The organism is Pseudomonas sp. H3_D04 (genome assembly GCF_054669175.1).
Genome location: NZ_CP162801.1, coordinates 1 through 25,981, shown reverse-complemented (window position 1 = coordinate 25,981; position 25,981 = coordinate 1). Strand labels below are relative to the sequence as shown.

The following is a 25,981-nucleotide window of genomic DNA, read 5'->3' as shown; positions in this document are numbered from 1 at the left end:
AGCCTTCGAAAGCGTCCGCAAACCCACCACTCATTTCGACTGAATAATGCTCAACCGCTCACCCACGACCATCTCGGTAATCCAGTCCACCAGGATCGAGGTGTAGGCCTGTTGTGAAACCGGCTCGCTCAACGCGTGATCGGCGCCGTCAATGATCCGGTGCGTCAGCGAATGCGTCTGCTGGCACGCAGCGCGGTAGCTCATGATCGTCGCGTGAGGCACATAGTCGTCGGTCTCGGACTCCACGAGCAGCACATCCCCGGTGAATTGCGAGCACGCATGCAGCGCACGATTGCTGTCGGCGCGTACCAGCGTGTTGCGGTAATCGCGCAAATCAGCCTTGTCCAGTTCACGCTTGGGCGTATGCCATTGATCGTCGCGATACAGCGCCGGCACCCGCAGCGCCAGCCAGCGCACCGGGCGCAATGAAGTCAGTATCGAGGCCAGATAACCGCCATAACTGGTGCCGACCACCGCAATGGCGGAGGTGTCGAGCGCCGGGTGGGCGAGCAAGCGGTCGTATGCCGCCAGCAGGTCGCGCAGGTTGTCTTCGCGCGTTACGCGAGTAAGCGGGATGCCGGTGCCGCCGGTGTGCCCGCGCAAGTCGAACGTCAGGCACACGCATCCCAGACCGGCGATGCCTTTGGCCCGCTCCAGGTCTCGCTCCTGGCTGCCGCCCCAACCGTGCACAAACAACACGCCGGGGACTTTCGATTTGGGGCTCAGAAAGGTCCCGCTCATCTGTTCATCGTCGATGTCGATCTGAATGGTTTCGCTTCTAGCCGTCATAGGATTTGACCGTCACGTACTTGAGAAGAAAGTCACTGTTTTCCGCGGGCCCCCGATACACCTCAATGGCGTCCGGCGGCAGCGGTTGGTCGATGTAGGTTTCCACTGAAGACACGCGAATCGCGCGCATCCCCGGGTTGTTGACGAAGCTCTGCAACGCGGCCACTTCGGCGCTGCTGGCACCGCCCATGCGCCAGGACTGTTCGAGCACGCCGCTGCGCTGTTTGCCACTGCTGTCCAGGCCTTGGGCGATGTCATAGTTGCGGCGCGAGGCGTAAAAACCGGGATAGGCCTCGTCCGCGGCGCTGTCGAACACTTGCGCTTGCCGGATCGCCAGTTGCACATCGTCAGGCAGGTCCAGTTTCAGCAGGTCTTCGTAATACCCCTGCACCACCAGCAGATTGGAACCTCCATAAACCTGCTCGCCCTGACCGTCTTCGGTCAAGTATTGATCACCGCAATAACTCAGCACCTTATCGCCGATAAAACTCTGGCCAACACTGTGGGTGACGACGTTGTCGAGATCCTGTTCAAGCACCACGCCTTCGCTGAACAGTGCCCTGGCATCGGGGCGAGCCAGAACTTCGTCGAACTGGTCGAGGCTTTTGATCACTTCCTGCCCACGTCCGGCGCAGGCATGAATCGGCTTGATGCGGATCGGGCCGGTGTAAAGCAAATGCTCTGCGGCCGGCCGCGCATCGTCGAGCGAGAACACGCTGAGGCCATCGAGCACGACGTTGCGCACACGTTCGGAAAACAACGGAGACCAGCCTTGCGGGGCGTGCGCATGTTGATTGCGCAACCCGTGGCTGATGGCTTTGGTGCAGATGAAATCGTGGTCGACGTAACCGCCCCACAGATCTTCCGGCCCGGTGACGCCCAATGCCCGGGCGGCAGCGACGCCGACCAGGGTCTGGGTCGGCAAGAGATAAAGATCTCGACCGTTGTGAAGTCCGGGGTCGTAGCTGCCACCGAACTTGAGCCCCAGAATGTGCGCCAGCCAACGGGCCAGCGCGTGATTGGTGTCGACTTCGTGCTGGGGCGCCTCGGGGCGGACCGAGTGGGCGACTACCAGTTTCTTGCGGTTTGTTGGGGTCATGCGTCCCCCTTCAATCGGCTTTTGATGAATGTAGTTGAAGGGGTGCAGAGATCAAGCCATCGAGGGTTGGATAGAAAAGGGTTTCAAATCAGGCAGTTGCTACGAAAGTGATGGCACTGAGCCTGTTTTATTCTGCACGAAGGGTTTTTCTACCCCTGCATTTTGCACGACCCAGGCCTTGCACTGAGCCAATGCGGGAGAGAGCCTGCTCGCGAATTCGGCGTAGGTCAGCCTGCATCTAAGTCACTGGCATTGCGCCTTCGCGAGCAGGTTCGCTCCCACATTTGGCTTGGCGGTGATCTGGCTACCGCGTGACAGCTGCACCCGGCGTCACGCCAAACCGCGCCCGGTAATCACTTGGCGCCAGCCCGGTGATTTTCTTGAAGGTCGCGCGAAACGCACTGGGGTCTTGATAACCCACGGTCCACGCAATGTGATCGATGGTGCCGTTGGTGAATTCAAGCATTTCCCGAGCCTTGCCAACCCGCAGATGCTGGCAGTACTCGGTGGGTTTCAACCCGGTCGCTGCGCGGAAACGGCGCAGGAACGTGCGCTCTTCCAGCCCCGCCCGCTCGGCCATCGCCGTCAGCGATACATCGGTGGCCCCGGTGCTTTGCAGCCAGTGCTGAACCTTGAGAATCGACGCATCGCCGTGGCTGAGAATCGGTGAAAAATTGCTGCCGCACTCACTCGCGCTGTCGCTGTGTTCCACCACCAGAAAACGCGCGGTGCCGGTGGCAATGCTCGGGCCGAGCAGGCGGTCGACCAGGCGCAATCCCAACTCGGACCAGGCCATCAACCCGGCGGTGGTGATCAGGTCGCCGTCGTCGACGATAGGGGTATCGGCCTTGAGCTTGATGGCCGGGTAACGCTCGGCGAAGGTTTTGGCCGAGGTCCAGTGGGTGGTGGCGCTGCGGCCGTCGAGCAAGCCGCTTTCCGCCAGTAGAATCGAGCCCACGCAGACGCCGCCGAGGGTCGCGCCCCGGGCGTGTTGCTGACGCATCCAGTGGATCAACGCCTGCGGTGCCTGACCTTCGGAAAATCCGGCAATCGATGGCGGAATCAACACCGCCACCAAGGCGCGCTCGGGCCCGGGATGACTGTCGTACACCCGCTCGGGCGCCTGCTCGCCATCAACTTGCCAATGGCTGACCCGCAGCAGCGGCAATTGCGCAGCCTGATGCTCGGCGGCAATCCGGTTCGCCACCCCGAACAGGTCCGTCAACCCGTGCACCGCCGCCATCTGCGCGCCGGGATAAATCAGCACGCCGAGTTCGACGATTGCCCTTTCTGCGTCCATTGTCAGTTTTCCCCCTTCTATTGTCGGTGCGGCCAATCCTCGGAAGGCCTGCCACGGACAATACTTCTTTCCACGCCCAACCCACACATTTCGAGGAATCAGGCATGGCCAAGCAAGCACTCATCGTAGTCGATATCCAAAACGACTACTTCCCTCAAGGCAAGTGGCCGCTGGTCGGCGCCGACGCTGCCGCCGACAACGCCGCCCGTCTGCTCAAAGCGTTTCGCGACGCGGGTGATTCGGTGGTGCACATCCGCCACGAATTCACCTCCGAAGAAGCCCCCTTCTTCACCCCGGGTTCCGAAGGCGCGAAGCTGCACCCCAAAGTTCTGAACCGTGCCGATGAGCCGGTGGTGCTCAAGCACTTCGTCAACTCGTTTCGTGAAACCGAACTGAAATCGATCCTCGACGAGCAAGGCATCAAGGAATTGGTGGTCGTTGGCAGCATGAGCCACATGTGTGTGGACGGCATCACCCGCGCCGCCGCGGACTTTGGCTACACCGTCACGGTGATCCACGACGCCTGCGCCTCACGCGATCTGGAATTCAACGGCGTTACGGTGCCCGCCGCCCACGTTCACGCCGCCTTCATGTCGGCCCTGGGTTTCGCCTATGCGAGCGTGATTTCCACTGATGAATTCCTGGCGGCTAACCACTAACCACATAACGTATTGATCAAATTCCAAAAAGGGCCCGCCGCGTTTTAGCGCTGCGGGCCTTTTTCATGGAGCGGAAAATGTATGACAAAAAATCTCACGCGTGAGCTATTGAGCGTGGCAAAAATTGCCTGTAGTGTTTCTCACGCGTGAGTTTTTCACAACGAGGTCAGCCCCATGAAAAGCAGCTCTCCATCGAGTCCTCCCACAGGGCCCGATACCGATTCGGCAAGCCGCAAGGGAGAGCGCTCCAAACCGTCCGCGAAAAAACCATCGAGCTTTTACATGAAGCAGATGCGCGCGGGCCTGGGTGCCGCCGGTTATGTGAAACACGAGACTTGGGTGCTTCCCGAAAACCGAAGCCTGCTCAAGCAGATGGAGAAACAGCTTCGCCAACCGATTCTGGCTGGCTCATTCATGTCGGAGAATTACATGAGCGCAGGTACAAACTGGAACATCGACCGCCTCTTCAGCGCCCTTCAAGCCCTGGACGAAGTGGTTTCAAACGACATCACGCTTTCTCTCGTTCAAGGCTCCGAGTCCAGCATCAAGCTGGAAATGAACGACTTCGGTGGCTTGCCGATTTACATCGCGGTGGTGGGCGAACAGATCATCGTCGACACCGTTCTGGTCGACATCGAGTCCATCAATGACGTACCGGCCTTCAATGACGCCGTGCTGCGCAGCCGGGAGATGTTCCCGCTGTCCTCGATCGGTATCGAGTCCATGCCGAACGGGCAGATTGTCTACAACATGTTCGGCGCTCTGAGCTCCGACTCCAGCCTGACGAACATCGTGACCGAGGTCAAAACCCTGGTCGACAACGTCCAGCGCGCCAGCGAAGCCTTCGAACGTTTCTTCAATTAATTATTCGGGAACAGGAAATATCCAATGACTCAGTCCATCTGGAGCAAATTGTTCACCGCGCTGCGTGGCGGTGCCAACGAAGTCGGCGAATCGATCGTCGACCAACAGGCCCTGCGCATCCTCGATCAGGAAATTCGCGATGCGGACAGCGCCCTGGCCAACGCCAAGCGTGAGCTCGTCACCATCATGGCCAAGCACAAACTGTCGGCTGACCGCGTCAGCGAGTACAACGCCAAGATCAAGGACCTGGAATCCAAGGCTCTGGCCGCCATCCAGGCCAACCGTGAAGACCTGGCCCTGGAAGTGGCCGAAGCCATTTCGACCCTGACCAACGAGCTGGACGTCGAGCAAAAGCAGGCCACCGAGTTTGGTGGTTACGCTGAAAACATGCGCAAAGACATCACCAAGGCTGAAAGCCGCATCAAAAGCCTGCGCCAGCAAGTGGACATGGCCAAGGCGCGCGAAAGCGTACAGAAAGCCCAGGTCAGCGCTTCGATTGCCAGTGGCGGCGCCAACGGCAAGCTGGAAACCGCCGTCGGTACGCTGAACCGTTTGCAGGCCAAGCAGCAGCAACGCGCCGCTGAACTGGAAGCCCAGGACCAATTGGCCGATGCGTCGACGGGCACTGACCTGGAACGCAAACTGCGCGATGCCGGCATCACCCCGGACGCAGGCAGCGCCAATGCGATCCTGGAGCGCCTGAAGCAAAAATCGGCCGAATAACCGACTCTCGAGTCGAACGCATAACCTGTGGGAACTAGCCTGCTAGCGATTGCGGTTTGTCAGAAAACATTGATGTCGACTGACACTCCCCCTTCGCGAGCCGGCTCGCTCCCACATGGAATGCGCTGAACTGACAGACATTCAACTGTCGAGGTCAAGGATGGATGCCCTGAAGGGTTTCAAGACAATCGCAGGCCTGGCGCTCTTCATGGTCGCGTTGCAACTGTTCAACGTCGCGACCGGCTACAGCCTCATGGCCTTCGGTTTGATCCCGAGAACCGTGCACGGTCTGCTCGGCATCATCACCTCGCCTTTCCTGCACGCTTCCTTTGCGCACCTGAGCGCGAACCTGATTGCCTTTTTGATTCTGGGTACCCTGGTCATCATCGAAGGACTCAACCGGTTCATTGCGGTCAGCGCGATCATTATTCTGCTGGGCGGCGCGCTGGTCTGGCTGTTCGGCTTTGCAGGCGTACACATCGGCGCCAGCGGCTGGGTGTTCGGACTGTGGGCATACCTCTTGTCCCGCGCCTGGTTCCACAGGAGCTGGGGCAACCTGATAACAGCCGGCGTCGTGGCCCTGCTCTACGGCGGTCTGATTTTTGGCTTCCTGCCTCGCCAGGGTGTTTCCTTCGAAGGCCATCTGTTTGGTGCACTCGCCGGATTTATTGCAGCCAAGGTACTTTTCTCGGCGCCGCGCAACAGGTTTAATGCCGCCGGTTGAACGCACTTGCGCAGTCAGACGCCGAGGCGATGACGTCGCCAGGAACAAGTACCCACGGAGTCAGGGACGAAATGTCGATTTTCCTTTTATTGCGCATGTATGCCTCGTCCCTCTTCCACCGTTTCGGCTGGGCAGGCCTGGTCATTGCCTTGGGCGTACACCTGACCACGGCGTATCTGGGCCTGGTGTTACTGGGCGAACAACACCTCACCGCGCCCGCCACGTTTACTTACTTCTATCTGACCACCACACTCACCGTCGGTTATGGCGATCTCGCGCCGCAGACAGCGGCGGGACGGATATTCGTGGCCACCTGGGTCATGCTCGGGGGCATTGCGCTGCTGACGGCAGCCATCGGCAAAACCACCAGCAGCGTCATCGATGCATGGAGAAAAGGCATGAAGGGCAAAGGCGATTTCACCGGCAAGGTCGGCCATACGGTTCTCATCGGCTGGGAAGGCGCGTCCAGCGAACGGGTCATTGAGTTGTTGCTCCAGGACGAAACCTCGAACGACAACCTGATCGTCATTTGCGATTGCACCCTTGAAGAAAACCCGATGCCGGGCAAAGCGAGCTTCATCAAAGGTGAAAGCCTGTCCTCCGTGGCCTTGTTGCTGCGCGCGGGCGTTCCCGGTGCCGAGCGCGTTCTGGTGCGAACCCATTCAGACGACCTGACCCTGGCCACCGTGCTGGCGGTCAATCAACTGCAGCCTGTCGGGCATGTGGTCGCCCACTTCAATGACAGTGAAATCGCTGCGCTCGCCAGCGCCTACGCGCCCAGCCTGGAATGCACTTCCAGCATGGCCATCGAGATGTTGGTGCGCGCCTCGCAGGATCCGGGCTCGTCAGTGGTCATCAATGAACTGCTGTGCGTGGGCCAGGGCGCCACTCAATACCTGATGAAACTGCCCGAGGCCTTTGAAGCGACGTTTGGCGATCTGTACACACGGATGAAAGAACATCACAACGCCACGCTCATCGGCTATCGCGCCAAAGGCGCCCGACAACCGTCGATCAACCCGCCCGGCGCCACACGCGTTGAGGGCGGCGAGCTCTTCTACATCGCCTCCACTCGCCTCAAGGAAATCTCCAATGGGATGGTTTAAACAGTTGATGGGGCTTGAGGCCCCGAACGCGACGACAGAGTCGAAATGGACCGCCAGCGAATCCCTGCCCGTCACCGGTCCGCTGGACCTGGCATTGGGCAAAGGCGTGATGTTCGACACCACCCTGAAATTGTTGCTCGACGGCAACACCACGGTGACCATCCCGGGCTCGCAGCAGATCTGGAGCAACGGCACCGTCGATCTCGGGCAGTCGACCTGGCTGTCACGCTACTACATGAACGAGGAAGACTACTGGCTGCAGGTGCATACCACCGGCGAAATCGCCGGGCAGGTTGAGTCGGTGATCCTGTTCAATTACCTCAGTTACATCACCATCAGCAGTGAAGCGGAGTTGCGCCGATTGGCCGGTCCGCAAAGCCTGATCGGGCTGCCGACCTACACCCACAACGGCGTCGAATACACCCGCGAATGGGGCACCGAGAATGGCCAGACAGAATTGGTAAGGCTGAGCGAACAGCTGAAAAACCCGGAGGAGTCCTACGGCATCGAGCACCGTTCGATGCTGTACGCCCGCGAAACCGGCCTGACCGACCGCCGGGAATTCCTGCTGTTTTCCGTCGAGGAAGACGCCGAAGGCACCATCAGCTTGAGCACGTCGCAGGGCATTTCGCTGTACACAACCGACCTGAATACGTTCTAAAAAAGGAAGCAGTCCATGCTAGAAGCACTCTCTATCTCCTTGAACAAAGCCGCCGTGTTCGGGTTTGTTTCGTACATCCTCGGCGCCGCGGTATTGTTCGCACTGTTCCAGTTCATCTACACCCGCATCACCCCGCACAAGGAATTCGAACTGATCCGGTCCGGCAACGTAGCCGCTGCGATCGCCCTCGGCGGGGCCATCATCGGTTTCGCCATTCCGGCGAGCAACGTGATTGCGTACTCGATCAGCATCCTCGACTTCGTTGTCTGGGCGGTCATTGCAGCCCTCGTTCAATTGCTGGCATTTCTGGTGACCAGCCTGGTGCTCAAAGGCACCTCCGAGCGCATCAAGAAAGGTGAAATCGCGGCGGGCATCTACGTGGCAGCCGTGGCCATCAGCGTCGGCATGTTGAACGCCGCGTGCATGACTCCTTCCCAGAACTGATTGCGCCCGGAGATCCCGATGAAACGAAGCAAGTACGTTCAGCTTTCGCTGGCAGCGTCGGTCGCCATGGCGATATCAGGCTGCGGACCGACGGAAAAAACCTACGCGGTGCAGAAGAAGTACAACTTCCAGTCCGTTCAGCAGTGTGCCGATGAAAAGCTCCCGGTGGACGTGTGCTCGGACGCCTACATGACGGCCATGGCCGAGCATCGCCGCATTGCGCCGGTGTACGACAGCCAGGCGGATTGCGATGCCGACTTCGTCGCCGACTGGTGCCAACAGGATTCCGCCGGCAAGTTCATCCCCAAGCTCGGCGGCTTCGAACTGACCGCTGATGGCCAGGTGACGCAATCCCAGGTGGACGCGGCCAAGGCTCAATTACCCGCCTCGGAAGCGGCAAACACGGGTGGCTCGGGCTTCTCCACCAGCAGCCTGCTGACCGGCCTGCTGATCGGCAACATGCTGAGCAGCAACCGCAACAGTTACTACTCCGAGCCGGTGTACCGCTATCGCGATGACCGCGGCAGCTACTCGAACTCGACGCTCAGCCAGCGGATTGCCAAGGGCTCGACGTTCACCAAGTCCAATCAGGCAAGGTACGGCAGCAGCAACTACGCCGACTCGGTTCGCTCTTCTACCAGCAAGCCGGTCTCCGTTGCCTCGTCCACCTCCCGTGGCGGCTTCGGCAGCAAGGCCAGCGCACGCAGCGGCTGGGGCGGCGGCGGATCGAGCAGTTAAGGAAACCGGGCCATGAAGAAGATCCATTGCGCAGAGCGTCCTGACTGGAAACAGACCGCCGAGAATCTCGGCTTTCTGTTCCACACCATCGACAACGAACCCTACTGGGATGAGAGCGCGTATTACCAGTTCTCGCTCAAGCAGATCGAGAACGATCTCGAAGACCCGACCACCGAGATCCATGGGATGTGCATGGACCTGGTGGCCCGCGTGGTTCAGAGCGAGGAGTTGCTGGAGCGCCTGAGCATTCCCGCGCCATTCTTCGACATGGTGCGCACCTCATGGCTCGAAGGTCACCCGCACCTGTACGGGCGCATGGATTTCTCCTACAACGGCACCGGGCCCGCCAAGTTGCTGGAACTCAATTACGACACGCCGACCAGTCTGTATGAGGCGGCGGCGTTTCAGTGGGGCTGGCTGGAGCAATGCATCGAACGCGGCTTGCTGCCCAAGCATGCCGACCAGTTCAACAGCATCGACACAAAACTGCATCAGGCCTTCGCTCAATTGCAGCTCAAGCAACCCTTCTATTTTGCCTCGATGAAAGACTCGGTCGAAGACAAGGGCACCACCGACTACCTGCGGCTGGTGGCGGAAAAGGTCGGCATCGAATCACGCCACATCGATATCGAAGACATCGGCCTGACCAGTGACGGACGTTTCGTCGACCTCGAAGATCGCTGGATCCCTCACCTGTTCAAGCTGCACGCCTGGGAGTTCATCTTCCACGAGCCCTTCGGTGCAGCGATTGCCCAGAGTGATACGCAATTTTTCGAACCGGCCTGGAAATCCATCATCTCCAACAAAGGCATCCTGCCGCTGTTGTGGGAATTCAACAAAGGTCACCCGAACCTGCTCGCGGCGCACCTGGATACCGAGCCGGGCAAAGCCGTACCAAAAGGCTGGGTGCGCAAGCCGTTCTTCTCCCGGGAAGGTGCCAATATCGAGCTGCAAACTGCTGACGGCCTGATCGTGAAAGAGGACGGCCCCTACACCGATGCGCCGTTTATCCTTCAGGAGTTCGCGCCGCTTCCGCAGTTCGGCGACAGCTTTACGTTGATTGGCTCCTGGGTAATCGGCGATCAGGCGGCGGGGATCGGTGTACGTGAGGACAACAGCTTGATCACCAAGGATTCGAGCCGGTTCTTGCCGCATCTGATACTCGACTGACCGCTCCATCGCCCACTAAAAAGGCCCGGTGAGGACATATCGACAGACGCCCGCAAGACTTATGGCTGAAATGCCGGATAATGGCGGCCATTCGTTTAGCCGTTATTCTGGTAATCCCCCATGGAAATCAAGGTCAACTTTCTCGACAACCTTCGACTTGAAGCCAAGTTCGACGACTTCACGGTGGTGGCCGATCAACCTATCCGCTACAAGGGCGATGGCTCGGCGCCGGGTCCGTTCGACTACTTCCTGGCGTCGTCGGCGTTATGTGCGGCGTATTTCGTGAAGTTGTACTGCGACACTCGCAGTATTCCCACCGAAAACATCCGCCTGTCGCAGAACAACATTGTTGACCCGGAAAACCGCTACAACCAGATTTTCAAGATCCAGGTCGAGTTGCCTGCGGACATCTCCGACAAGGACCGCCAGGGCATCCTGCGTTCCATCGACCGTTGCACCGTGAAAAAAGTGGTGCAAGCCGGGCCTGAGTTTGTGATCGAAGAGGTGGAAAACCTCGACGCCGATGCCCAGGCGTTGCTGATGCCTGCTTCTACCTCAGAGGCGAGCACCTATATCGCGGGCAAGGATCTGCCACTGGAGCAGACCATCGCCAATATGTCGGCCATTCTGGCGGACCTGGGCATGAAGATTGAAATCGCCTCGTGGCGCAATATCGTGCCCAACGTATGGTCGCTGCATATCCGCGATGCACACTCGCCGATGTGTTTTACCAACGGCAAGGGCGCAACCAAGGAAGGCGCACTGGCGTCGGCGTTGGGCGAGTTTATCGAGCGACTCAACTGCAACTTCTTCTACAACGACCAGTTCTGGGGCGAAGAGATCGCCAACGCGCCGTTTGTGCATTACCCGGACGAACGTTGGTTCAAGCCTGGCCGTAAAGATGAACTGCCGAGCGAAATACTCGACGCGCACTGCCTGAAGATTTACAACCGCGACGGCGAGTTGCGCGGTTCCCACCTGATCGACACCAACTCGGGCAATGAAGAACGCGGCATCTGCGCGCTGCCCTACGTGCGCCAGTCGGACGGCGAAGTGGTGTATTTCCCGTCCAACCTGATTGAAAACCTGTTCCTGAGCAACGGCATGAGTGCCGGTAACACGCTGGCCGAAGCCCAGGTGCAGTGCCTGTCGGAGATCTTCGAGCGCGCGGTAAAACGCGAAATCATCGAAGGTGAATTTGCCCTGCCGGATGTGCCCGCCGATGTGCTGGCGAAGTACCCGGGAATACAGGCCGGTATACAGGCGCTGGAAGAGCAAGGGTTCCCCGTATTGGTGAAGGATGCGTCCCTGGGGGGGAATTCCCGGTGATGTGCGTCACGTTGATGAACCCGCGTACCGGCGGCGTGTTCGCCTCGTTCGGCGCGCACCCGAGCCTGGAAGTGGCGCTGGAACGCAGCCTGACCGAATTGCTCCAGGGCCGAAGCTTCGAAGGCCTCAACGACTTGCCCCAGCCGACGTTTGAAGGTCATGCGGTGACCGAGCCGAATAACTTCGTCGAGCACTTCATCGATTCCAGCGGCGTGGTGTCGTGGCGCTTCTTCAGTTCCAAGTCGGACTACGAATTCGTAGAGTGGGACTTCTCCGGCCAGGGTGAAAACTCGAATGCCGAGGAAGCCGCGACCTTGTTCGGTATTCTCGAAGGCATGGGCAAGGAAGTGTACATGGCGGTCTACGAGCATATCGGCGCGACGGCATGCCGCATCCTGGTCCCGGACTATTCGGAAATCTATCCCGTGGACGACCTGATTTGGGATAACACCAACAAAGCGCTGTTCTTCCGCGCCGATATCCTGAACCTGCATCGCCTGGACGACGAAGAACTGCAAGCGCTGGCTGAGCGCCTGGTGGAAAGTGAGCTGGACGACTACACCGACATCACCTCCCTGATCGGCATCGAGTTTGACGACAATACCGCGTGGGGTCAGCTGACAATCCTGGAGTTGAAACTGCTGATTTATCTCGCCTTGCAGCAATTTGAAGAGGCCAAAGAGGCGGTGGAGATGTTCCTGCAGTACAACGACAACACGGTTGAGCGCGGCTTGTTCTACCAAGCTGTCAACGCGGTGCTGGAGATGAAGCTGGACGAAGACCTGGAGCTGGAAGACTACGAGGCCAATTTCCGTCGGATGTTTGGTAACGAACGGATGGATGCAGTGATCGGCTCGGTGGACGGCAGTGTACGCTTCCATGGTTTGACGCCGACCAGCACCAAACTGGAGGGGCTCGACAGGCACCTGCGGTTGATCGAAAGCTACAAGAAGCTGCACTCGGCACGGGCCAATGTGACCCCGTTGGCCGGTTAACAGCGGCAACAAAAAAGCGAAGCCATATGGCTTCGCTTTTTTTTGTCTACGGTTCTGAAAAACTGCGGATCAGAACGGGATATCGTCATCAAAGCTGTCGAAATCCGGAGCCGGTTGTGGCGCTGCCTGCTGTGGAGGCGGAGCCTGACGCGACTGCTGCGGTGCTGACTGCTGCGGGCGCGGAGCCTGCTGGCGTGGAGCCGGGGCGGACTGCTGGTAGTTATTGCCCCCGCCTTGTTGGTCGCCCTGCTGTGGACGGCCGCCGAGCAGTTGCATGGTGCCTTGCATGTCGACCACGATTTCGGTGGTGTAACGCTTGATACCGTCTTTTTCCCACTCGCGGGTCTGCAGCTTGCCTTCGATGTAGACCTGCGAACCTTTACGCAGGTATTCACCGGCGATCTCGGCCACCTTGCCGAACATCGAAACACGGTGCCATTCAGTCTTCTCGACCTTCTGACCGGTTTGCTTGTCGGTCCACTGTTCGCTGGTCGCCAGACTCAGGTTGGTCACGGCGTTACCGTTAGGCAAGTAGCGAACTTCGGGATCCTGGCCGCAAGTGCCGACCAATATGACTTTGTTAACCCCACGGGCCATAACGTTCTCCTAGGCTACGCACGCTGCCCCGGCCGGGTTGTTCACCAGGCGCTCAAGGGTGGTGCGATCCAATAGTTCTGTGTCCAATTTGATGTAAATCGCCGCTTCATCAGCAACGATTACCGCATCTGTTACCCCTACGACGGCCTTCAGGCGGTCAACCAACCCCGCTTCGCGGATCGCCTCGGGCGACAGCGGCAAGCGCAGACTCGTCACGTAGGGAGGTTCGCGCATGGTAACAGCAAAGGCCAGCCAAAGTGCAGCCAGGCCGGCGCATCCGAGGAATACGACCGACAAACCGCCGTGCTGGAACATCCAGCCGCCGAGGATCCCCCCCAGCGCCGAACCGAGGAACTGGCTGGTGGAATAAACCCCCATCGCCGTACCTTTGCCGCCCGCCGGTGAAACCTTGCTGATCAGCGATGGCAACGAAGCTTCCAGCAAATTGAAAGCGGTAAAGAACACCACCGTCCCGATCACCAGAGCCCGCAGGCTGTCGCCGAACTGCCAGAAGAATAGCTCAGTGAGCATCAGCGTCAGCACTGCGCCCAATAAAACTCGTTTCATTTTGCGTTTCTTCTCGCCGTAGATAATGAACGGGATCATGGCGAAGAAGGAGATCAGCAGCGCGGTGAGGTAGACCCACCAGTGCTGCTCTTTGGGCAGCCCGGCTTTTTCCACCAGGGCCAGGGGCAATGCAACGAAGCTCGACATCAACATCGCGTGCAACACAAAAATGCCAAGGTCCAGGCGCAGCAGGTCCGGGTGCTTTAGCGTCGGCATCAGCGCCGAACGGGCGACGCCGGACTCACGGTGCTGCAACGGTCCGGTGGAACGCGGCACCATGAACATGACGATCACGATGCCGAACAGCGCCATGCCGCCCGTGGCGAGGAACAACCCCGACAGGCCGAAGGCGCGGGTCAACAGCGGCCCGACAACCATGGCCACTGCGAAGGACAGACCAATCGTCATGCCGATCATGGCCATGGCTTTGGTCCGGTGCTGCTCGCGGGTCAGGTCTGAAAGCAACGCCATCACTGCGGCGGAAATAGCCCCGGCGCCTTGCAGGATGCGTCCGGCGATGACGCCCCAGATCGAATCGGCATTGGCTGCCAGCACGCTACCGAGGGCGAAGATGATCAGCCCGAGGTAAATCACCGGACGACGGCCGATGCGGTCGGAAATGAAGCCGAAAGGAATCTGAAAGATTGCCTGGGTCAGGCCGTAAGCGCCAATCGCCAGTCCGATGAGGGCCGGGGTCGCTCCTGCCAGATCCATCCCATAGGTCGCCAGTACCGGCAACACCATGAACATGCCAAGCATACGGAAGGCGAACACCAGGGCCAGCCCGCTTGCTGCGCGGGTCTCACTGCCACTCATGCGTTCGCTGTGGGGATCGTGCATGGAAAAACCTCATGTGAACCGGCGGCGATTCTACCAGTCCCATCGATTGACGGGGTATATCGCGACGCTTTGACGCGCTCCGCTGACAGACTCTTCATGTAAGACACAACTCCGCTCGTTTGATAGTGTGCATCCATCCAGTATTTGGCCGTATACTCCTACGTTTTCGACGCCCGCCAAGCGAGGCCACTTTGGACAAGATCCTGATTCGTGGGGCCCGAACCCACAACCTGAAGAACATCGACCTGACCCTGCCACGGGACAAACTGATCGTCATCACCGGCCTGTCCGGATCCGGCAAATCGTCCCTGGCGTTTGACACGCTGTATGCCGAAGGCCAACGCCGCTATGTCGAATCACTGTCGGCCTATGCCCGGCAGTTTTTGTCGATGATGGAAAAGCCTGACGTCGACACCATCGAAGGTTTGTCGCCAGCCATTTCCATCGAACAGAAATCGACCTCGCATAACCCGCGCTCGACGGTCGGCACCATCACCGAAATCTACGACTACCTGCGCCTGCTGTACGCACGCGTGGGTATTCCACGTTGCCCGGATCACGACATTCCGCTGGAAGCGCAAACCGTCAGCCAGATGGTCGACCTGGTCCTCGCGCAACCGGAGGGCAGCAAGCTGATGCTGCTGGCCCCGGTGATTCGCGAGCGCAAAGGCGAACACCTTTCGGTCTTCGAAGAACTGCGCGCCCAGGGCTTTGTCCGGGCCCGGGTCAACGGCAGGATCTGCGAACTGGATGAGCTGCCGAAGCTGGATAAGCAAAAGAAGCACTCGATTGATGTAATAGTCGACCGCTTCAAGGTCCGCGCCGATCTGCAGCAGCGCCTGGCCGAGTCGTTCGAAACCGCGCTGAAACTGGCGGACGGGATCGCACTGGTCGCGCCGATGGACGACGAGCCCGGCGAAGAGATCATCTTCTCCGCGCGCTTCGCCTGCCCGATTTGCGGCCATGCGATCAGCGAGCTGGAACCCAAGCTGTTCTCCTTCAACAACCCCGCCGGCGCTTGCCCGACCTGCGATGGCCTGGGGGTCAAGCAGTTCTTCGACATCAAGCGTCTGGTGAACGGCGAGTTGACGCTGGCCGAGGGCGCTATTCGCGGCTGGGACAGGCGCAACGTCTATTACTTCCAGATGCTCGGGTCGCTGGCTTCGCACTACAAGTTCAGCCTGGAAGTGCCGTTCAACGACCTTTCGGCGGATCAGCAGAAATTCATTCTGCATGGCAGCGGTTCGCAAAACGTCGACTTCAAATACCTGAACGACCGCGGCGATATCGTCAAACGCTCGCACCCGTTCGAAGGCATCGTGCCGAACCTGGAACGCCGCTATCGCGAAACCGAGTCGGCTTCAGTGCGTGAAGAGCTGGCCAAGTTCCTCAGCACCCAGCCCTGCCCGGACTGCCGTGGCACGCGCTTGCGTCGTGAGGCGCGGCACGTCTGGGTGGGCGAGAAGACGCTGCCGGCGGTGACCAATCTGCCGATTGGCGATGCTTGCGAGTATTTCGGCATACTGAAGCTCACGGGCCGTCGCGGTGAAATCGCCGACAAGATTCTCAAGGAGATCCGCGAGCGCCTGCAGTTCCTGGTCAACGTAGGCCTCGACTATCTTTCGCTGGATCGCAGTGCCGACACGTTGTCCGGCGGTGAAGCTCAGCGGATTCGCCTGGCCAGCCAGATTGGCGCCGGCCTGGTGGGGGTTCTGTACATCCTCGATGAGCCGTCGATCGGTCTGCATCAACGTGATAACGATCGGTTGCTCGGCACACTCAAGCACCTGCGCGACATCGGCAACACGGTGATCGTGGTCGAGCATGACGAAGACGCTATTCGCCTGGCCGACTACGTGGTGGACATCGGGCCGGGCGCGGGGGTCCACGGTGGGCATATTGTTGCCGAAGGGACGCCGGCCGAAGTGATGGCGCATCCTGATTCGTTGACCGGCAAGTACCTGTCGGGCCGAGTAAAGATTGCCGTTCCAGCCAAACGCACACCGCGCAACAAGAAGTTGTCACTGTCGCTCAAGGGCGCTCGCGGTAACAACTTGCGCAATGTCGACCTGGACATTCCGATAGGTCTGTTGACGTGCGTGACCGGTGTGTCCGGCTCGGGCAAATCGACGCTGATCAACAATACGCTGTTTCCCTTGAGCGCTACGGCACTCAACGGTGCAACGACGCTTGAGGCGGCCGCCCACGACAGCATCAAGGGACTGGAGCATCTGGATAAGGTCGTCGATATCGACCAGAGCCCTATCGGCCGAACGCCGCGCTCCAATCCGGCGACCTACACCGGGCTGTTCACGCCGATTCGCGAACTGTTCGCCGGCGTACCAGAATCACGCTCACGCGGTTATGGTCCGGGACGCTTCTCCTTCAACGTGAAGGGCGGACGCTGCGAAGCGTGTCAGGGCGATGGCCTGATCAAGGTGGAAATGCACTTCCTGCCGGACATCTATGTCCCGTGCGACGTCTGCAAGAGCAAGCGTTACAACCGCGAGACTCTGGAAATCAAGTACAAGGGCAAGAGCATCCACGAAACCCTCGAGATGACCATCGAGGAAGCGCGGGTGTTCTTTGACGCGGTTCCTGCGCTAGCGCGCAAGCTTCAGACATTGATGGACGTAGGTCTGTCCTACATCAAGCTGGGGCAATCGGCGACGACGTTGTCGGGCGGGGAAGCCCAAAGGGTGAAGCTCTCCCGTGAACTGTCCAAGCGCGATACCGGCAAGACGCTGTACATCCTCGACGAACCAACCACTGGCTTGCACTTCGCGGATATTCAGCAATTGCTCGACGTACTGCATCGACTGCGCGACCACGGCAACACTGTGGTGGTGATCGAGCACAACCTGGACGTGATCAAGACCGCCGACTGGTTGGTGGACCTGGGGCCGGAAGGCGGCTCCAAGGGCGGCCAGATCATTGCGGTTGGTACCCCGGAGGAAGTGTCCGAGATGAAGCAATCTCACACCGGCTTCTACCTCAAGCCGCTGCTGGCTCGCGACAAGGCCTGAATCGGGCCCACGAAAAAGCCCCTGTCACTTCATCGGTGACAGGGGCTTTTTTGTATAGGGAGCAATCAGGCGTGAGATTGCAGGTAGTTCTCAAGACCGATCAACTTGATCAGACCCATCTGCTTTTCAAGCCAGTAGGTGTGGTCTTCTTCAGTGTCATGCAATTGAACCCGCAGCATCTCGCGGCTGACATAGTCCTGGTGTTGCTCGCAGAGTTTGATGCCCTTGCAGAGCGCGGCGCGGACTTTATATTCAAGTCGCAGGTCAGCGGCGAGCATGTCCGGCACAGTGGTGCCAACATCAAGGTCGTCCGGACGCATGCGCGGCGTGCCTTCGAGCATCAGAATCCGACGCATCAGGGCATCAGCGTGCCCAGCCTCTTCTTCCATCTCGTGGTTGATGCGTTCGTAGAGCTTGGTGAAACCCCAGTCCTCATACATCCGCGAATGGACGAAATACTGATCACGCGCCGCCAGTTCGCCGGTCAGCAACGTGTTGAGGTAATCGATTACGTCTGGGTGCCCTTGCATCGCCCTACATCTCCCTGCATGAAAGTCTGTAGTTTGAACCAAGGCGACTGTTTGGTCACTCCGTTTACGCGATAAAAGCGAAGATATTCTGAGAAAAGTGGTTCAAATAACGCAAAAACCGCCCAAATGAGGGCGGTTCTGCTTCTCGTTTAGACTTCGTTAAGCTGTACACCCAACGCCTTTGCAATTGCTTCTCCATACGCCGGATCGGCCTTGAAGAAGTGCTGCAATTGACGATCAATCACATCACCGGAAACGCCGGCCATGGCTCCGGCAATGTTGTTGGTCAGCAGCGCTTTCTGCTCGTCACTCATGAGTCGGAACAGAGCACCGGCATGGCTGTAGTAGTCGGAGTCTTCACGATGATCGTAACGATCAGCGGCACCGCTCAATGCCAACGGTGGCTCAGCGTAGCGAGGCGCTTGTTTCGGCGAATCGACGTAGCTGTTCGGCTCATAGTTAGGTGCTGCACCGCCATTGCTGCCGAATGCCATCGAACCATCACGCTGATAGCTATTCACCGGGCTGCGGGGCGCATTCACCGGTAGTTGCTGATGATTGGTGCCAATGCGGTAGCGGTGCGCGTCGGCATAAGCGAACACGCGGCCCTGGAGCATGCGGTCCGGAGAAAGACCAACGCCCGGGACCATGTTGCTCGGGCCGAATGCCGCTTGCTCGACTTCGGCAAAGTAGTTTTGCGGATTGCGATTGAGCTCCAGCTCGCCGACTTCGATCAGCGGAAACTCTTTCTGCGACCAGGTTTTGGTCACATCGAACGGGTTCTCATAGTGCGCCGCGGCCTGAGCCTCGGTCATGATCTGAATGCACACACGCCATTTCGGGAAGTCACCGCGCTCAATCGCCCCGAACAGGTCACGCTGCGCGTAATCCGGATCGGTACCGGCCAAACGTGCCGCTTCTGCAGGCGCCAGGTTTTTGATGCCTTGCTGAGTCTTGTAGTGCCACTTCACCCAGTGCCGCTCGCCATTGGCGTTGATCAAGCTGTAGGTGTGGCTACCAAAGCCGTGCATGTGACGATAGCCGTCAGGAATGCCACGGTCGGAGAACAGAATAGTGACCTGGTGCAGCGCCTCAGGCGAGTGCGACCAGAAGTCCCACATCATCTGCGCACTTTTCAGATTGCTCTGCGGCAGACGCTTTTGGGTGTGGATAAAGTCCGGAAATTTCAACGGATCACGGATGAAGAACACGGGCGTGTTGTTGCCGACGATATCCCAGTTACCTTCCTCGGTGTAGAACTTCAGGGCAAAGCCACGCGGATCGCGCTCGGTATCGGCCGAACCCCGTTCGCCGCCAACCGTAGAAAAGCGCAGGAACGTCGGAGTTTGTTTGCCGACCGATTCAAACAGTTTGGCGCTGGTGTACGGGGTGATGTCGCGAGTGACAGTAAACGTGCCGTAAGCACCCGAGCCCTTGGCGTGTACACGGCGCTCAGGGATGTTCTCGCGATTGAAGTGGGCAAGCTTTTCGATCAGGTGAAAGTCGTCGAGCAGCAGCGGGCCACGAGGGCCGGCGGAACGGGAATTCTGGTTGTCGGCGACAGGAGCGCCACTGGCGGTGGTCAGCGTTTTATTTTGACTCATGCGATCTCTTCCTCTGTCAGTCTTTAACTGCCGGCTATCGGCTGAGGGGGAGTATTGATCAGGAACGTTACAGCTACAAATTCATTGCGTTGCGACTATCGATAGAAAATTACTAATTACCTTTCTATTCATGCATTGATGGCAATGCTTTTCGAGCGCGCACAAAAAACCGGGCACTAGGCCCGGTTCTTCGTTTCAGACTGACGTCTTACTCAGCGGATACAGCTTCACCACCGGCAGGACGATCAACCAACTCGACATACGCCATAGGCGCGTTGTCGCCAGTGCGGAAACCGCACTTGAGGATGCGCAGGTAGCCACCCTCACGGGTAGCGTAACGCTTGCCCAGGTCGTTGAAGAGCTTACCAACGATAGCTTTCGAACGAGTACGGTCGAAAGCCAGACGGCGGTTAGCCAGGCTGTCTGTCTTGGCCAAAGTGATCAGCGGCTCAGCAACGCGACGCAGTTCTTTAGCTTTTGGCAGTGTAGTTTTGATCAGCTCGTGCTCGAACAGCGACACCGCCATGTTTTGAAACATGGCCTTGCGGTGCGAGCTGGTGCGGCTCAGGTGACGACCACTTTTACGATGACGCATGGTTCATTCCTTACCAAACACAACGTTCGGTGATTACGACGATCAGGCAGTCGCCTTGTCGTCCTTCTTAAGACTTGCAGGCGGCCAGTTGTCGAGGCGCATGCCGAGGGACAGACCGCGGGAGGCCAGAACGTCCTTGATTTCAGTCAAGGATTTCTTGCCAAGGTTCGGAGTCTTCAACAGCTCTACTTCGGTACGCTGAATCAGGTCACCGATGTAGTAGATGTTTTCCGCCTTAAGGCAGTTAGCCGAACGTACAGTCAGTTCCAGATCGTCAACCGGGCGAAGCAGGATCGGATCGATCTCGTCTTCCTGCTCGATAACCACTGGCTCACTGTCACCTTTGAGGTCGACGAACGCAGCCAGCTGCTGTTGCAGAATGGTTGCAGCGCGGCGGATAGCCTCTTCAGGATCCAGGGTACCGTTGGTTTCCAGATCAATAACCAGCTTGTCCAGGTTAGTACGCTGCTCGACACGGGCGTTTTCCACCACGTATGCGATACGGCGAACCGGGCTGAACGAAGAGTCAAGCTGCAAGCGACCGATGCTGCGGCTTTCGTCTTCATCGCTCTGACGCGAGTCTGCCGGTTCATAACCACGACCACGAGCTACGGTGAGCTTCATGTTCAGGGCGCCGTTAGACGCCAGGTTAGCGATTACGTGATCGGGGTTAACGATCTCGACATCATGATCCAGCTGAATATCGGCAGCGGTAACCACCCCCGAACCCTTCTTCGACAAGGTCAGCGTAACTTCGTCACGACCGTGCAGCTTGATAGCCAGACCTTTAAGGTTCAACAGGATTTCAATTACGTCTTCCTGTACGCCTTCGATGGCGCTGTACTCATGGAGCACACCGTCAATCTCGGCCTCGACTACTGCACAGCCGGGCATTGAGGACAACAGGATGCGTCGCAGCGCGTTGCCCAGGGTGTGGCCGAAACCACGCTCGAGAGGCTCGAGAGTGATCTTGGCGCGGGTTGGACTGACAACCTGCACATCAATATGGCGGGGTGTCAGGAACTCATTTACCGAAATCTGCATGGATGCACCTATTTTCTAGCCCTTACTTGGAGTAGAGCTCGACAATCAGGCTTTCGTTGATGTCGGCGGACAGATCACTGCGAGCAGGAACGTTCTTGAAAACGCCCGACTTCTTCTCAGTGTCTACTTCTACCCATTCTACGCGGCCACGTTGGGCACACAGATCGAGAGCTTGGACAATGCGAAGTTGGTTCTTTGCTTTCTCGCGAATCGCGACCACGTCACCAGCACGAACCTGGTAGGACGGTACGTTTACGGTCTGACCGTTAACGCTGACGGATTTGTGCGATACCAGCTGACGGGATTCGGCACGAGTAGAGCCAAAACCCATACGGTATACAACGTTGTCCAGACGGCATTCGAGCAGTTGCAGCAGGTTTTCACCGGTTGCACCTTTCTTGCCAGCAGCTTCTTTGTAGTAGCCGCTGAATTGACGCTCGAGAACGCCGTAGATACGACGGACCTTCTGCTTTTCACGCAGTTGGGTGCCGTAATCGGACTGGCGACCGCGGCGTTGGCCGTGGATACCAGGTGCTGCTTCGATGTTGCACTTCGATTCGATCGCGCGCACGCCGCTCTTCAGAAAGAGATCGGTGCCTTCGCGACGAGCGAGTTTGCATTTTGGACCAATGTAACGAGCCATTCTTTACAATCTCCTGGATTACACGCGGCGCTTCTTCGGCGGACGGCACCCGTTGTGCGGGATTGGCGTCACGTCGGTGATGCTGGCGATCTTGTAGCCACAGCCGTTCAAAGCGCGGACTGCAGATTCACGACCTGGGCCTGGACCTTTGACGTTAACGTCGAGGTTTTTCAGACCGTATTCCAGCGCAGCTTGACCAGCACGTTCAGCAGCTACTTGAGCAGCAAACGGGGTGGACTTGCGGGAACCGCGGAAACCCGAACCACCGGAGGTAGCCCAGGAAAGAGCGTTGCCTTGACGGTCGGTGATGGTCACGATTGTGTTGTTAAAAGATGCATGGATGTGGGCGATGCCATCAACCACTGTCTTTTTAACTTTTTTACGAGGACGAGCAGCAGGTTTAGCCATGATTAATTTCCTGTCGATTCGCTGGGGCGATTACTTGCGGATCGGCTTACGCGGACCTTTACGGGTACGCGCGTTAGTCTTGGTACGCTGACCGCGCACTGGAAGACCACGACGATGACGCAGACCGCGATAGCAACCGAGGTCCATCAAACGCTTGATTTTCATGTTGATTTCGCGACGCAGGTCACCTTCAGTGGTGAACTTCGCCACTTCGCCACGCAGCTGTTCAATCTGCTCGTCGCTCAGATCCTTGATCTTTGCGGCTGGGTTTACCCCAGTCACTGCACAGATCTTCTGCGCAGTAGTGCGACCAACACCATAGATGTAGGTCAGCGAGATAACAGTATGCTTGTTATCTGGAATGTTAACGCCTGCAATACGGGCCATTCAGTGGGACTCCAATTGACAGCTACCTACGCCCCGGAAGCCAAGAAATAGGGCGCGAGATAATATCGCTGTAATAACAAATAATCAACCCGGTAGCGCACTAGCTACCGGGCTTGAAGCACAATCACACTCAGCCTTGGCGCTGTTTGTGACGCGGTTCCGCGCTGCAAATTACTCGAACAACACCTTCGCGGCGAATAATCTTGCAGTTGCGGCACAGCTTTTTCACCGATGCACGAACTTTCATCACCAACTCCTCGAACCTTATGGGTACTCAGCGCAACATGCCGCTGCCGTAACCCTTCAGGTTGGCTTTCTTCATCAGGGATTCGTACTGGTGCGAAACGAGGTGCGATTGTACTTGGGACATGAAGTCCATCACAACCACGACGACGATCAGCAACGAGGTCCCGCCAAGGTAGAACGGAACGTTTGCTGCAACCACCAGGAACTGGGGCAACAGGCATACGGCCGTCATATATAGAGCACCGAACAGGGTCAAACGAGTCAGAACGCCATCAATGTAGCGCGCAGACTGCTCACCTGGACGGATGCCCGGAATAAAGGCACCGGACTTCTTCAGGTTTTCCGCTACGTCTTTCGGATTGAACATCAACGCCGTATAGAAGAAGCAGAAGAAAATAATCCCTGCACTAAACAGCAGAATATTCAACGGCTGACCAGGAGCGATCGACTGCGAGATGTCCTGCAGCCAGCCCATACCTTCAGACTGACCGAACCAGGTACCCAACGAAGCCGGGAACAGCAAAATGCTGCTCGCGAAAATGGCCGGAATAACACCGGCCATGTTCACCTTCAACGGCAAGTGGCTAGTCTGCGCAGCAAAGACCTTACGACCCTGCTGACGCTTGGCGTAATGAACAGCAATACGACGCTGACCACGCTCAATGAACACCACAAAACCGATAATCGCTACTGCCAGCAAACCGATGGCAACCAAGGCAAAAATGTTGATATCACCCTGACGCGCAGACTCGAAAGACTGCCCGATCGCTCTCGGAAGACCGGCGACGATACCTGCGAAAATCAACATCGAGATACCGTTGCCAACACCACGCTCAGTAATCTGCTCACCCAGCCACATCATGAACATCGCACCAGCCACAAACGTGGATACCGCGACGAAATGGAAGCCAAAGTCACCAGTGAACGCAACGCCCTGCCCCGCCAGACCAATGGACATGCCAATTGCCTGAACGAGAGCGAGGACGACAGTGCCGTAGCGGGTGTACTGGGCAATCTTGCGACGCCCAGCTTCACCTTCCTTCTTCAACTGCTCCAGCTGCGGGCTGACGGCTGTCATCAGTTGCATGATGATCGATGCCGAAATGTACGGCATGATCCCCAGTGCAAAGATACTCATCCGCTCCAGCGCGCCGCCGGAAAACATGTTGAACAAGCTAAGAATGGTCCCCTCATTCTGTCGAAACAGGTCCGCGAGTCGGTCCGGGTTGATACCTGGAACCGGGATGTGTGCGCCTATTCGGTAGACGATAATCGCCAGGAACAGAAAACGCAGACGAGCCCAGAGTTCAGACATACCGCCTTTGCCGAGCGCAGAGAGAGCACCTTGCTTAGCCATTTATTCCTCGAACTTGCCGCCAGCTGCTTCGATAGCCGAACGCGCACCTTTGGTGGCGCCGATTCCCTTTCCGATGGTAACAGCGCGAGTAACTTCGCCGGACAGCATGATTTTCACACGCTGTACGTTGACGTTGATCACGTTGGCATCTTTCAGGGACTGCACAGTGACGATGTCGCCTTCCACTTTAGCCAGCTCGGACAGACGCACTTCTGCGCGGTCCATGGCCTTCAGGGAAACGAAACCGAACTTTGGCAGGCGACGATGCAGCGGCTGTTGACCGCCTTCAAAGCCTGGAGCAATGGTGCCACCGGAGCGGGAGGACTGACCTTTGTGGCCACGGCCACCGGTCTTGCCCAAACCACTACCGATACCACGGCCCGGACGATGCTTTTCGCGACGGGAACCCGGCGCTGGACTCAGATCATTGAGTTTCATCGATTAACCCTCGACACGCAGCATGTAGTAAGCCTTGTTGATCATCCCGCGATTCTCGGGAGTATCAAGTACTTCTACAGTGTGACCGATGCGACGCAGACCCAGACCCTTAACGCACAGTTTGTGGTTAGGGATGCGGCCGGTCATGCTTTTGATCAGCGTAACTTTAACGGTAGCCATGATCAGAAGATCTCCTTGACGCTTTTGCCACGCTTGGCGGCAATGGATTCAGGAGACTGCATAGCTTTCAAACCTTTGAAAGTGGCGTGAACCACGTTTACCGGGTTAGTCGAGCCGTAGCACTTGGCCAGAACGTTCTGAACGCCAGCAACTTCGAGGACAGCACGCATAGCGCCGCCAGCGATGATACCGGTACCTTCAGAAGCAGGCTGCATGTACACCTTCGAAGCGCCGTGACCGGACTTCATTGCGTACTGCAGAGTGGTGCCGTTCAGATCAACTTGGATCATGTTGCGACGAGCAGCTTCCATTGCCTTCTGGATCGCAGCAGGCACTTCACGTGACTTGCCACGGCCGAAGCCAACACGCCCTTTACCATCACCTACCACGGTCAACGCGGTGAAAGTGAAGATACGGCCGCCTTTAACGGTTTTGGCTACGCGGTTAACTTGAACCAGCTTCTCAATGTAGCCTTCGTCGCGCTTTTGGTCGTTATTTGACATAACTTAGAACTCCAGCCCAGCTTCACGAGCAGCATCAGCCAGCGCCTTGACGCGGCCGTGGTACTTGAAGCCAGAGCGGTCGAAAGCCACCTGCGAGACGCCAGCGGCTTTTGCACGCGTAGCGACCAGCTGGCCAACCTTAGTGGCCGCGTCGATGTTGCCAGTGGCGCCATCACGCAGTTCTTTATCCAAAGTCGAGGCAGATGCCAGGACTTTGTTGCCGTCGGCCGAAATGACCTGGGCGTAGATGTGCTGCGACGAGCGGAACACGCAGAGACGCACGACTTCGAGTTCGTGCATTTTCAGGCGTGCTTTGCGAGCGCGACGCAGTCGAGTAACTTTTTTGTCGGTCATTTGCTATGCCCTACTTCTTCTTGGCTTCTTTACGACGGACGACTTCGTCCGCGTAGCGCAC

General features: G+C 58.0%; 28 protein-coding genes and 1 pseudogene. 11 read left to right on the top strand and 18 right to left on the bottom strand.

Annotated features, from left to right (window positions below):
- Positions 1-30 precede the first annotated feature (30 nt).
- The 3 genes from AB4N91_RS00145 to AB4N91_RS00135 form a co-directional block, all read right to left on the bottom strand.
- Positions 31-789, bottom strand: coding sequence for an alpha/beta hydrolase family protein (locus tag AB4N91_RS00145; RefSeq protein WP_010467301.1), 759 nt, complete (start codon positions 787-789; stop codon positions 31-33).
- The gene (locus tag AB4N91_RS00140; protein ID WP_427700407.1) at positions 779-1,888 is read right to left on the bottom strand and encodes a DUF3182 family protein; all 1,110 of its coding nucleotides are present in this window, start codon (positions 1,886-1,888) and stop codon (positions 779-781) included. Before AB4N91_RS00140 ends, AB4N91_RS00145 begins: the two co-directional genes overlap by 11 nt.
- A 304-nt stretch (positions 1,889-2,192) precedes the next feature.
- Positions 2,193-3,188 (bottom strand): GlxA family transcriptional regulator, encoded by a 996-nt coding sequence (locus tag AB4N91_RS00135; RefSeq protein WP_010467299.1) that lies wholly within the window; start codon positions 3,186-3,188, stop codon positions 2,193-2,195.
- A 104-nt stretch (positions 3,189-3,292) separates the two neighbouring features.
- Here AB4N91_RS00135 and AB4N91_RS00130 point away from each other — a divergent pair, with 104 nt between their 5' ends.
- The 10 genes and pseudogenes from AB4N91_RS00130 (at position 3,293) to AB4N91_RS00085 (ending at position 12,601) form a co-directional block, all read left to right on the top strand.
- Positions 3,293-3,847, top strand: coding sequence for a cysteine hydrolase family protein (locus tag AB4N91_RS00130; RefSeq protein WP_154913632.1), 555 nt, complete (start codon positions 3,293-3,295; stop codon positions 3,845-3,847).
- A 282-nt stretch (positions 3,848-4,129) separates the two neighbouring features.
- Positions 4,130-4,711, top strand: coding sequence for a YjfI family protein (locus tag AB4N91_RS00125; RefSeq protein ID WP_010467297.1), 582 nt, complete (start codon positions 4,130-4,132; stop codon positions 4,709-4,711).
- Positions 4,712-4,735: 24 nt separating this feature from the next.
- Positions 4,736-5,434 (top strand): PspA/IM30 family protein, encoded by a 699-nt coding sequence (locus AB4N91_RS00120; RefSeq protein ID WP_010467296.1) that lies wholly within the window; start codon positions 4,736-4,738, stop codon positions 5,432-5,434.
- Positions 5,435-5,594: 160 nt separating this feature from the next.
- The gene (locus AB4N91_RS00115) at positions 5,595-6,158 is read left to right on the top strand and encodes a rhomboid family intramembrane serine protease (protein ID WP_077749252.1); all 564 of its coding nucleotides are present in this window, start codon (positions 5,595-5,597) and stop codon (positions 6,156-6,158) included.
- 71 nt (positions 6,159-6,229) lie between these two features.
- Positions 6,230-7,264, top strand: a complete 1,035-nt coding sequence (locus AB4N91_RS00110) for an ion channel (RefSeq protein ID WP_077749253.1) — start codon at positions 6,230-6,232, stop codon at positions 7,262-7,264.
- A complete protein-coding gene (locus AB4N91_RS00105; RefSeq protein WP_460112009.1) occupies positions 7,251-7,925 on the top strand; it encodes a DUF2491 family protein in 675 nt (224 codons plus the stop codon). The genes AB4N91_RS00110 and AB4N91_RS00105 overlap by 14 nt, the downstream gene beginning before the upstream one ends.
- A gap of 15 nt (positions 7,926-7,940) precedes the next feature.
- Positions 7,941-8,369 carry a DUF350 domain-containing protein gene (locus AB4N91_RS00100; protein ID WP_010467290.1) on the top strand — a complete coding sequence of 143 codons (429 nt, stop codon included), beginning with the start codon at positions 7,941-7,943 and terminating at the stop codon, positions 8,367-8,369.
- An 18-nt stretch (positions 8,370-8,387) separates the two neighbouring features.
- Positions 8,388-9,107 (top strand): DUF1190 domain-containing protein, encoded by a 720-nt coding sequence (locus AB4N91_RS00095; RefSeq protein ID WP_010467288.1) that lies wholly within the window; start codon positions 8,388-8,390, stop codon positions 9,105-9,107.
- Positions 9,108-9,119: 12 nt separating this feature from the next.
- Positions 9,120-10,277 (top strand): glutathionylspermidine synthase family protein, encoded by a 1,158-nt coding sequence (locus AB4N91_RS00090; RefSeq protein WP_010467286.1) that lies wholly within the window; start codon positions 9,120-9,122, stop codon positions 10,275-10,277.
- A gap of 120 nt (positions 10,278-10,397) precedes the next feature.
- Positions 10,398-12,601: pseudogene (locus AB4N91_RS00085) on the top strand (OsmC domain/YcaO domain-containing protein).
- Positions 12,602-12,670: 69 nt separating this feature from the next.
- Here the strand turns inward: AB4N91_RS00085 and AB4N91_RS00080 are convergent.
- Positions 12,671-13,198, bottom strand: a complete 528-nt coding sequence (locus AB4N91_RS00080; protein ID WP_010467282.1) for a single-stranded DNA-binding protein — start codon at positions 13,196-13,198, stop codon at positions 12,671-12,673.
- Positions 13,199-13,207: 9 nt separating this feature from the next.
- Entirely contained in the window at positions 13,208-14,605 is a 1,398-nt protein-coding gene (locus tag AB4N91_RS00075) for an MFS transporter (RefSeq protein ID WP_083375648.1), read from the bottom strand.
- A 191-nt stretch (positions 14,606-14,796) separates the two neighbouring features.
- Here AB4N91_RS00075 and uvrA point away from each other — a divergent pair, with 191 nt between their 5' ends.
- Positions 14,797-17,631: an excinuclease ABC subunit UvrA gene (gene uvrA / locus AB4N91_RS00070; RefSeq protein ID WP_010467278.1), complete on the top strand. Its 2,835-nt coding sequence runs from the start codon at positions 14,797-14,799 to the stop codon at positions 17,629-17,631.
- Positions 17,632-17,696: 65 nt separating this feature from the next.
- On the opposite strand, the gene bfr is transcribed toward uvrA, so the two are convergent.
- The 13 genes from bfr to rplR all read right to left on the bottom strand — a co-directional run bounded on the left by bfr (position 17,697) and on the right by rplR (position 25,920).
- Entirely contained in the window at positions 17,697-18,161 is a 465-nt protein-coding gene (bfr, locus tag AB4N91_RS00065) for a bacterioferritin (RefSeq protein WP_010467276.1), read from the bottom strand.
- Between the two features lie 149 nt (positions 18,162-18,310).
- A complete protein-coding gene (locus tag AB4N91_RS00060) occupies positions 18,311-19,765 on the bottom strand; it encodes a catalase (protein ID WP_145310039.1) in 1,455 nt (484 codons plus the stop codon).
- A gap of 208 nt (positions 19,766-19,973) precedes the next feature.
- Positions 19,974-20,360: a 50S ribosomal protein L17 gene (rplQ, locus tag AB4N91_RS00055; protein WP_008145500.1), complete on the bottom strand. Its 387-nt coding sequence runs from the start codon at positions 20,358-20,360 to the stop codon at positions 19,974-19,976.
- A 42-nt stretch (positions 20,361-20,402) separates the two neighbouring features.
- Positions 20,403-21,404 carry a DNA-directed RNA polymerase subunit alpha gene (locus tag AB4N91_RS00050; protein WP_003176403.1) on the bottom strand — a complete coding sequence of 334 codons (1,002 nt, stop codon included), beginning with the start codon at positions 21,402-21,404 and terminating at the stop codon, positions 20,403-20,405.
- Positions 21,405-21,426: 22 nt separating this feature from the next.
- A complete protein-coding gene (gene rpsD / locus AB4N91_RS00045; protein ID WP_003210056.1) occupies positions 21,427-22,047 on the bottom strand; it encodes a 30S ribosomal protein S4 in 621 nt (206 codons plus the stop codon).
- Positions 22,048-22,065: 18 nt separating this feature from the next.
- Positions 22,066-22,455, bottom strand: a complete 390-nt coding sequence (gene rpsK, locus AB4N91_RS00040) for a 30S ribosomal protein S11 (protein WP_002555466.1) — start codon at positions 22,453-22,455, stop codon at positions 22,066-22,068.
- 30 nt (positions 22,456-22,485) lie between these two features.
- Complete coding sequence (gene rpsM, locus AB4N91_RS00035; protein WP_003186020.1) at positions 22,486-22,842, bottom strand: 30S ribosomal protein S13; 357 nt, start codon at positions 22,840-22,842, stop codon at positions 22,486-22,488.
- Between the two features lie 130 nt (positions 22,843-22,972).
- The gene (gene rpmJ / locus AB4N91_RS00030) at positions 22,973-23,089 is read right to left on the bottom strand and encodes a 50S ribosomal protein L36 (protein WP_002555468.1); all 117 of its coding nucleotides are present in this window, start codon (positions 23,087-23,089) and stop codon (positions 22,973-22,975) included.
- Between the two features lie 27 nt (positions 23,090-23,116).
- Entirely contained in the window at positions 23,117-24,445 is a 1,329-nt protein-coding gene (gene secY / locus AB4N91_RS00025) for a preprotein translocase subunit SecY (protein ID WP_007896784.1), read from the bottom strand.
- Positions 24,446-24,883, bottom strand: a complete 438-nt coding sequence (gene rplO, locus AB4N91_RS00020; RefSeq protein ID WP_010467269.1) for a 50S ribosomal protein L15 — start codon at positions 24,881-24,883, stop codon at positions 24,446-24,448. It lies immediately after the preceding gene.
- Positions 24,884-24,886: 3 nt separating this feature from the next.
- Positions 24,887-25,063: a 50S ribosomal protein L30 gene (gene rpmD, locus AB4N91_RS00015; RefSeq protein WP_003186033.1), complete on the bottom strand. Its 177-nt coding sequence runs from the start codon at positions 25,061-25,063 to the stop codon at positions 24,887-24,889.
- 2 nt (positions 25,064-25,065) lie between these two features.
- Positions 25,066-25,566, bottom strand: a complete 501-nt coding sequence (gene rpsE / locus AB4N91_RS00010) for a 30S ribosomal protein S5 (protein ID WP_007943782.1) — start codon at positions 25,564-25,566, stop codon at positions 25,066-25,068.
- A 3-nt stretch (positions 25,567-25,569) separates the two neighbouring features.
- Positions 25,570-25,920 (bottom strand): 50S ribosomal protein L18, encoded by a 351-nt coding sequence (rplR, locus tag AB4N91_RS00005; RefSeq protein ID WP_003186037.1) that lies wholly within the window; start codon positions 25,918-25,920, stop codon positions 25,570-25,572.
- Between the last annotated feature and the right edge of the window lie 61 nt (positions 25,921-25,981).

Excerpts from the sequence above, each read along its gene's own strand:
- AB4N91_RS00095 (WP_010467288.1), top strand. The coding sequence starts at position 8,388 with ATGAAACGAAGCAAGTACGTTCAGCTTTCGCTGGCAGCGTCGGTCGCC.
- AB4N91_RS00100 (WP_010467290.1), top strand. The coding sequence starts at position 7,941 with ATGCTAGAAGCACTCTCTATCTCCTTGAACAAAGCCGCCGTGTTCGGG.
- rpsE (WP_007943782.1), bottom strand. The coding sequence starts at position 25,566 with ATGTCAAATAACGACCAAAAGCGCGACGAAGGCTACATTGAGAAGCTG.
- AB4N91_RS00145 (WP_010467301.1), bottom strand. The coding sequence starts at position 789 with ATGACGGCTAGAAGCGAAACCATTCAGATCGACATCGACGATGAACAG.
- AB4N91_RS00075 (WP_083375648.1), bottom strand. The coding sequence starts at position 14,605 with ATGCACGATCCCCACAGCGAACGCATGAGTGGCAGTGAGACCCGCGCA.
- AB4N91_RS00135 (WP_010467299.1), bottom strand. The coding sequence starts at position 3,188 with ATGGACGCAGAAAGGGCAATCGTCGAACTCGGCGTGCTGATTTATCCC.
- AB4N91_RS00140 (WP_427700407.1), bottom strand. The coding sequence starts at position 1,888 with ATGACCCCAACAAACCGCAAGAAACTGGTAGTCGCCCACTCGGTCCGC.
- AB4N91_RS00060 (WP_145310039.1), bottom strand. The coding sequence starts at position 19,765 with ATGAGTCAAAATAAAACGCTGACCACCGCCAGTGGCGCTCCTGTCGCC.
- AB4N91_RS00130 (WP_154913632.1), top strand. The coding sequence starts at position 3,293 with ATGGCCAAGCAAGCACTCATCGTAGTCGATATCCAAAACGACTACTTC.
- rplO (WP_010467269.1), bottom strand. The coding sequence starts at position 24,883 with ATGAAACTCAATGATCTGAGTCCAGCGCCGGGTTCCCGTCGCGAAAAG.
- AB4N91_RS00050 (WP_003176403.1), bottom strand. The coding sequence starts at position 21,404 with ATGCAGATTTCGGTAAATGAGTTCCTGACACCCCGCCATATTGATGTG.
- rplR (WP_003186037.1), bottom strand. The coding sequence starts at position 25,920 with ATGACCGACAAAAAAGTTACTCGACTGCGTCGCGCTCGCAAAGCACGC.
- rpsK (WP_002555466.1), bottom strand. The coding sequence starts at position 22,455 with ATGGCTAAACCTGCTGCTCGTCCTCGTAAAAAAGTTAAAAAGACAGTG.
- AB4N91_RS00125 (WP_010467297.1), top strand. The coding sequence starts at position 4,130 with ATGAAGCAGATGCGCGCGGGCCTGGGTGCCGCCGGTTATGTGAAACAC.
- AB4N91_RS00115 (WP_077749252.1), top strand. The coding sequence starts at position 5,595 with ATGGATGCCCTGAAGGGTTTCAAGACAATCGCAGGCCTGGCGCTCTTC.
- bfr (WP_010467276.1), bottom strand. The coding sequence starts at position 18,161 with ATGCAAGGGCACCCAGACGTAATCGATTACCTCAACACGTTGCTGACC.
- rplQ (WP_008145500.1), bottom strand. The coding sequence starts at position 20,360 with ATGCGTCATCGTAAAAGTGGTCGTCACCTGAGCCGCACCAGCTCGCAC.
- AB4N91_RS00110 (WP_077749253.1), top strand. The coding sequence starts at position 6,230 with ATGTCGATTTTCCTTTTATTGCGCATGTATGCCTCGTCCCTCTTCCAC.
- AB4N91_RS00120 (WP_010467296.1), top strand. The coding sequence starts at position 4,736 with ATGACTCAGTCCATCTGGAGCAAATTGTTCACCGCGCTGCGTGGCGGT.
- AB4N91_RS00090 (WP_010467286.1), top strand. The coding sequence starts at position 9,120 with ATGAAGAAGATCCATTGCGCAGAGCGTCCTGACTGGAAACAGACCGCC.
- AB4N91_RS00080 (WP_010467282.1), bottom strand. The coding sequence starts at position 13,198 with ATGGCCCGTGGGGTTAACAAAGTCATATTGGTCGGCACTTGCGGCCAG.
- rpsM (WP_003186020.1), bottom strand. The coding sequence starts at position 22,842 with ATGGCCCGTATTGCAGGCGTTAACATTCCAGATAACAAGCATACTGTT.
- rpmD (WP_003186033.1), bottom strand. The coding sequence starts at position 25,063 with ATGGCTACCGTTAAAGTTACGCTGATCAAAAGCATGACCGGCCGCATC.
- AB4N91_RS00105 (WP_460112009.1), top strand. The coding sequence starts at position 7,251 with ATGGGATGGTTTAAACAGTTGATGGGGCTTGAGGCCCCGAACGCGACG.
- secY (WP_007896784.1), bottom strand. The coding sequence starts at position 24,445 with ATGGCTAAGCAAGGTGCTCTCTCTGCGCTCGGCAAAGGCGGTATGTCT.
- rpmJ (WP_002555468.1), bottom strand. The coding sequence starts at position 23,089 with ATGAAAGTTCGTGCATCGGTGAAAAAGCTGTGCCGCAACTGCAAGATT.
- rpsD (WP_003210056.1), bottom strand. The coding sequence starts at position 22,047 with ATGGCTCGTTACATTGGTCCAAAATGCAAACTCGCTCGTCGCGAAGGC.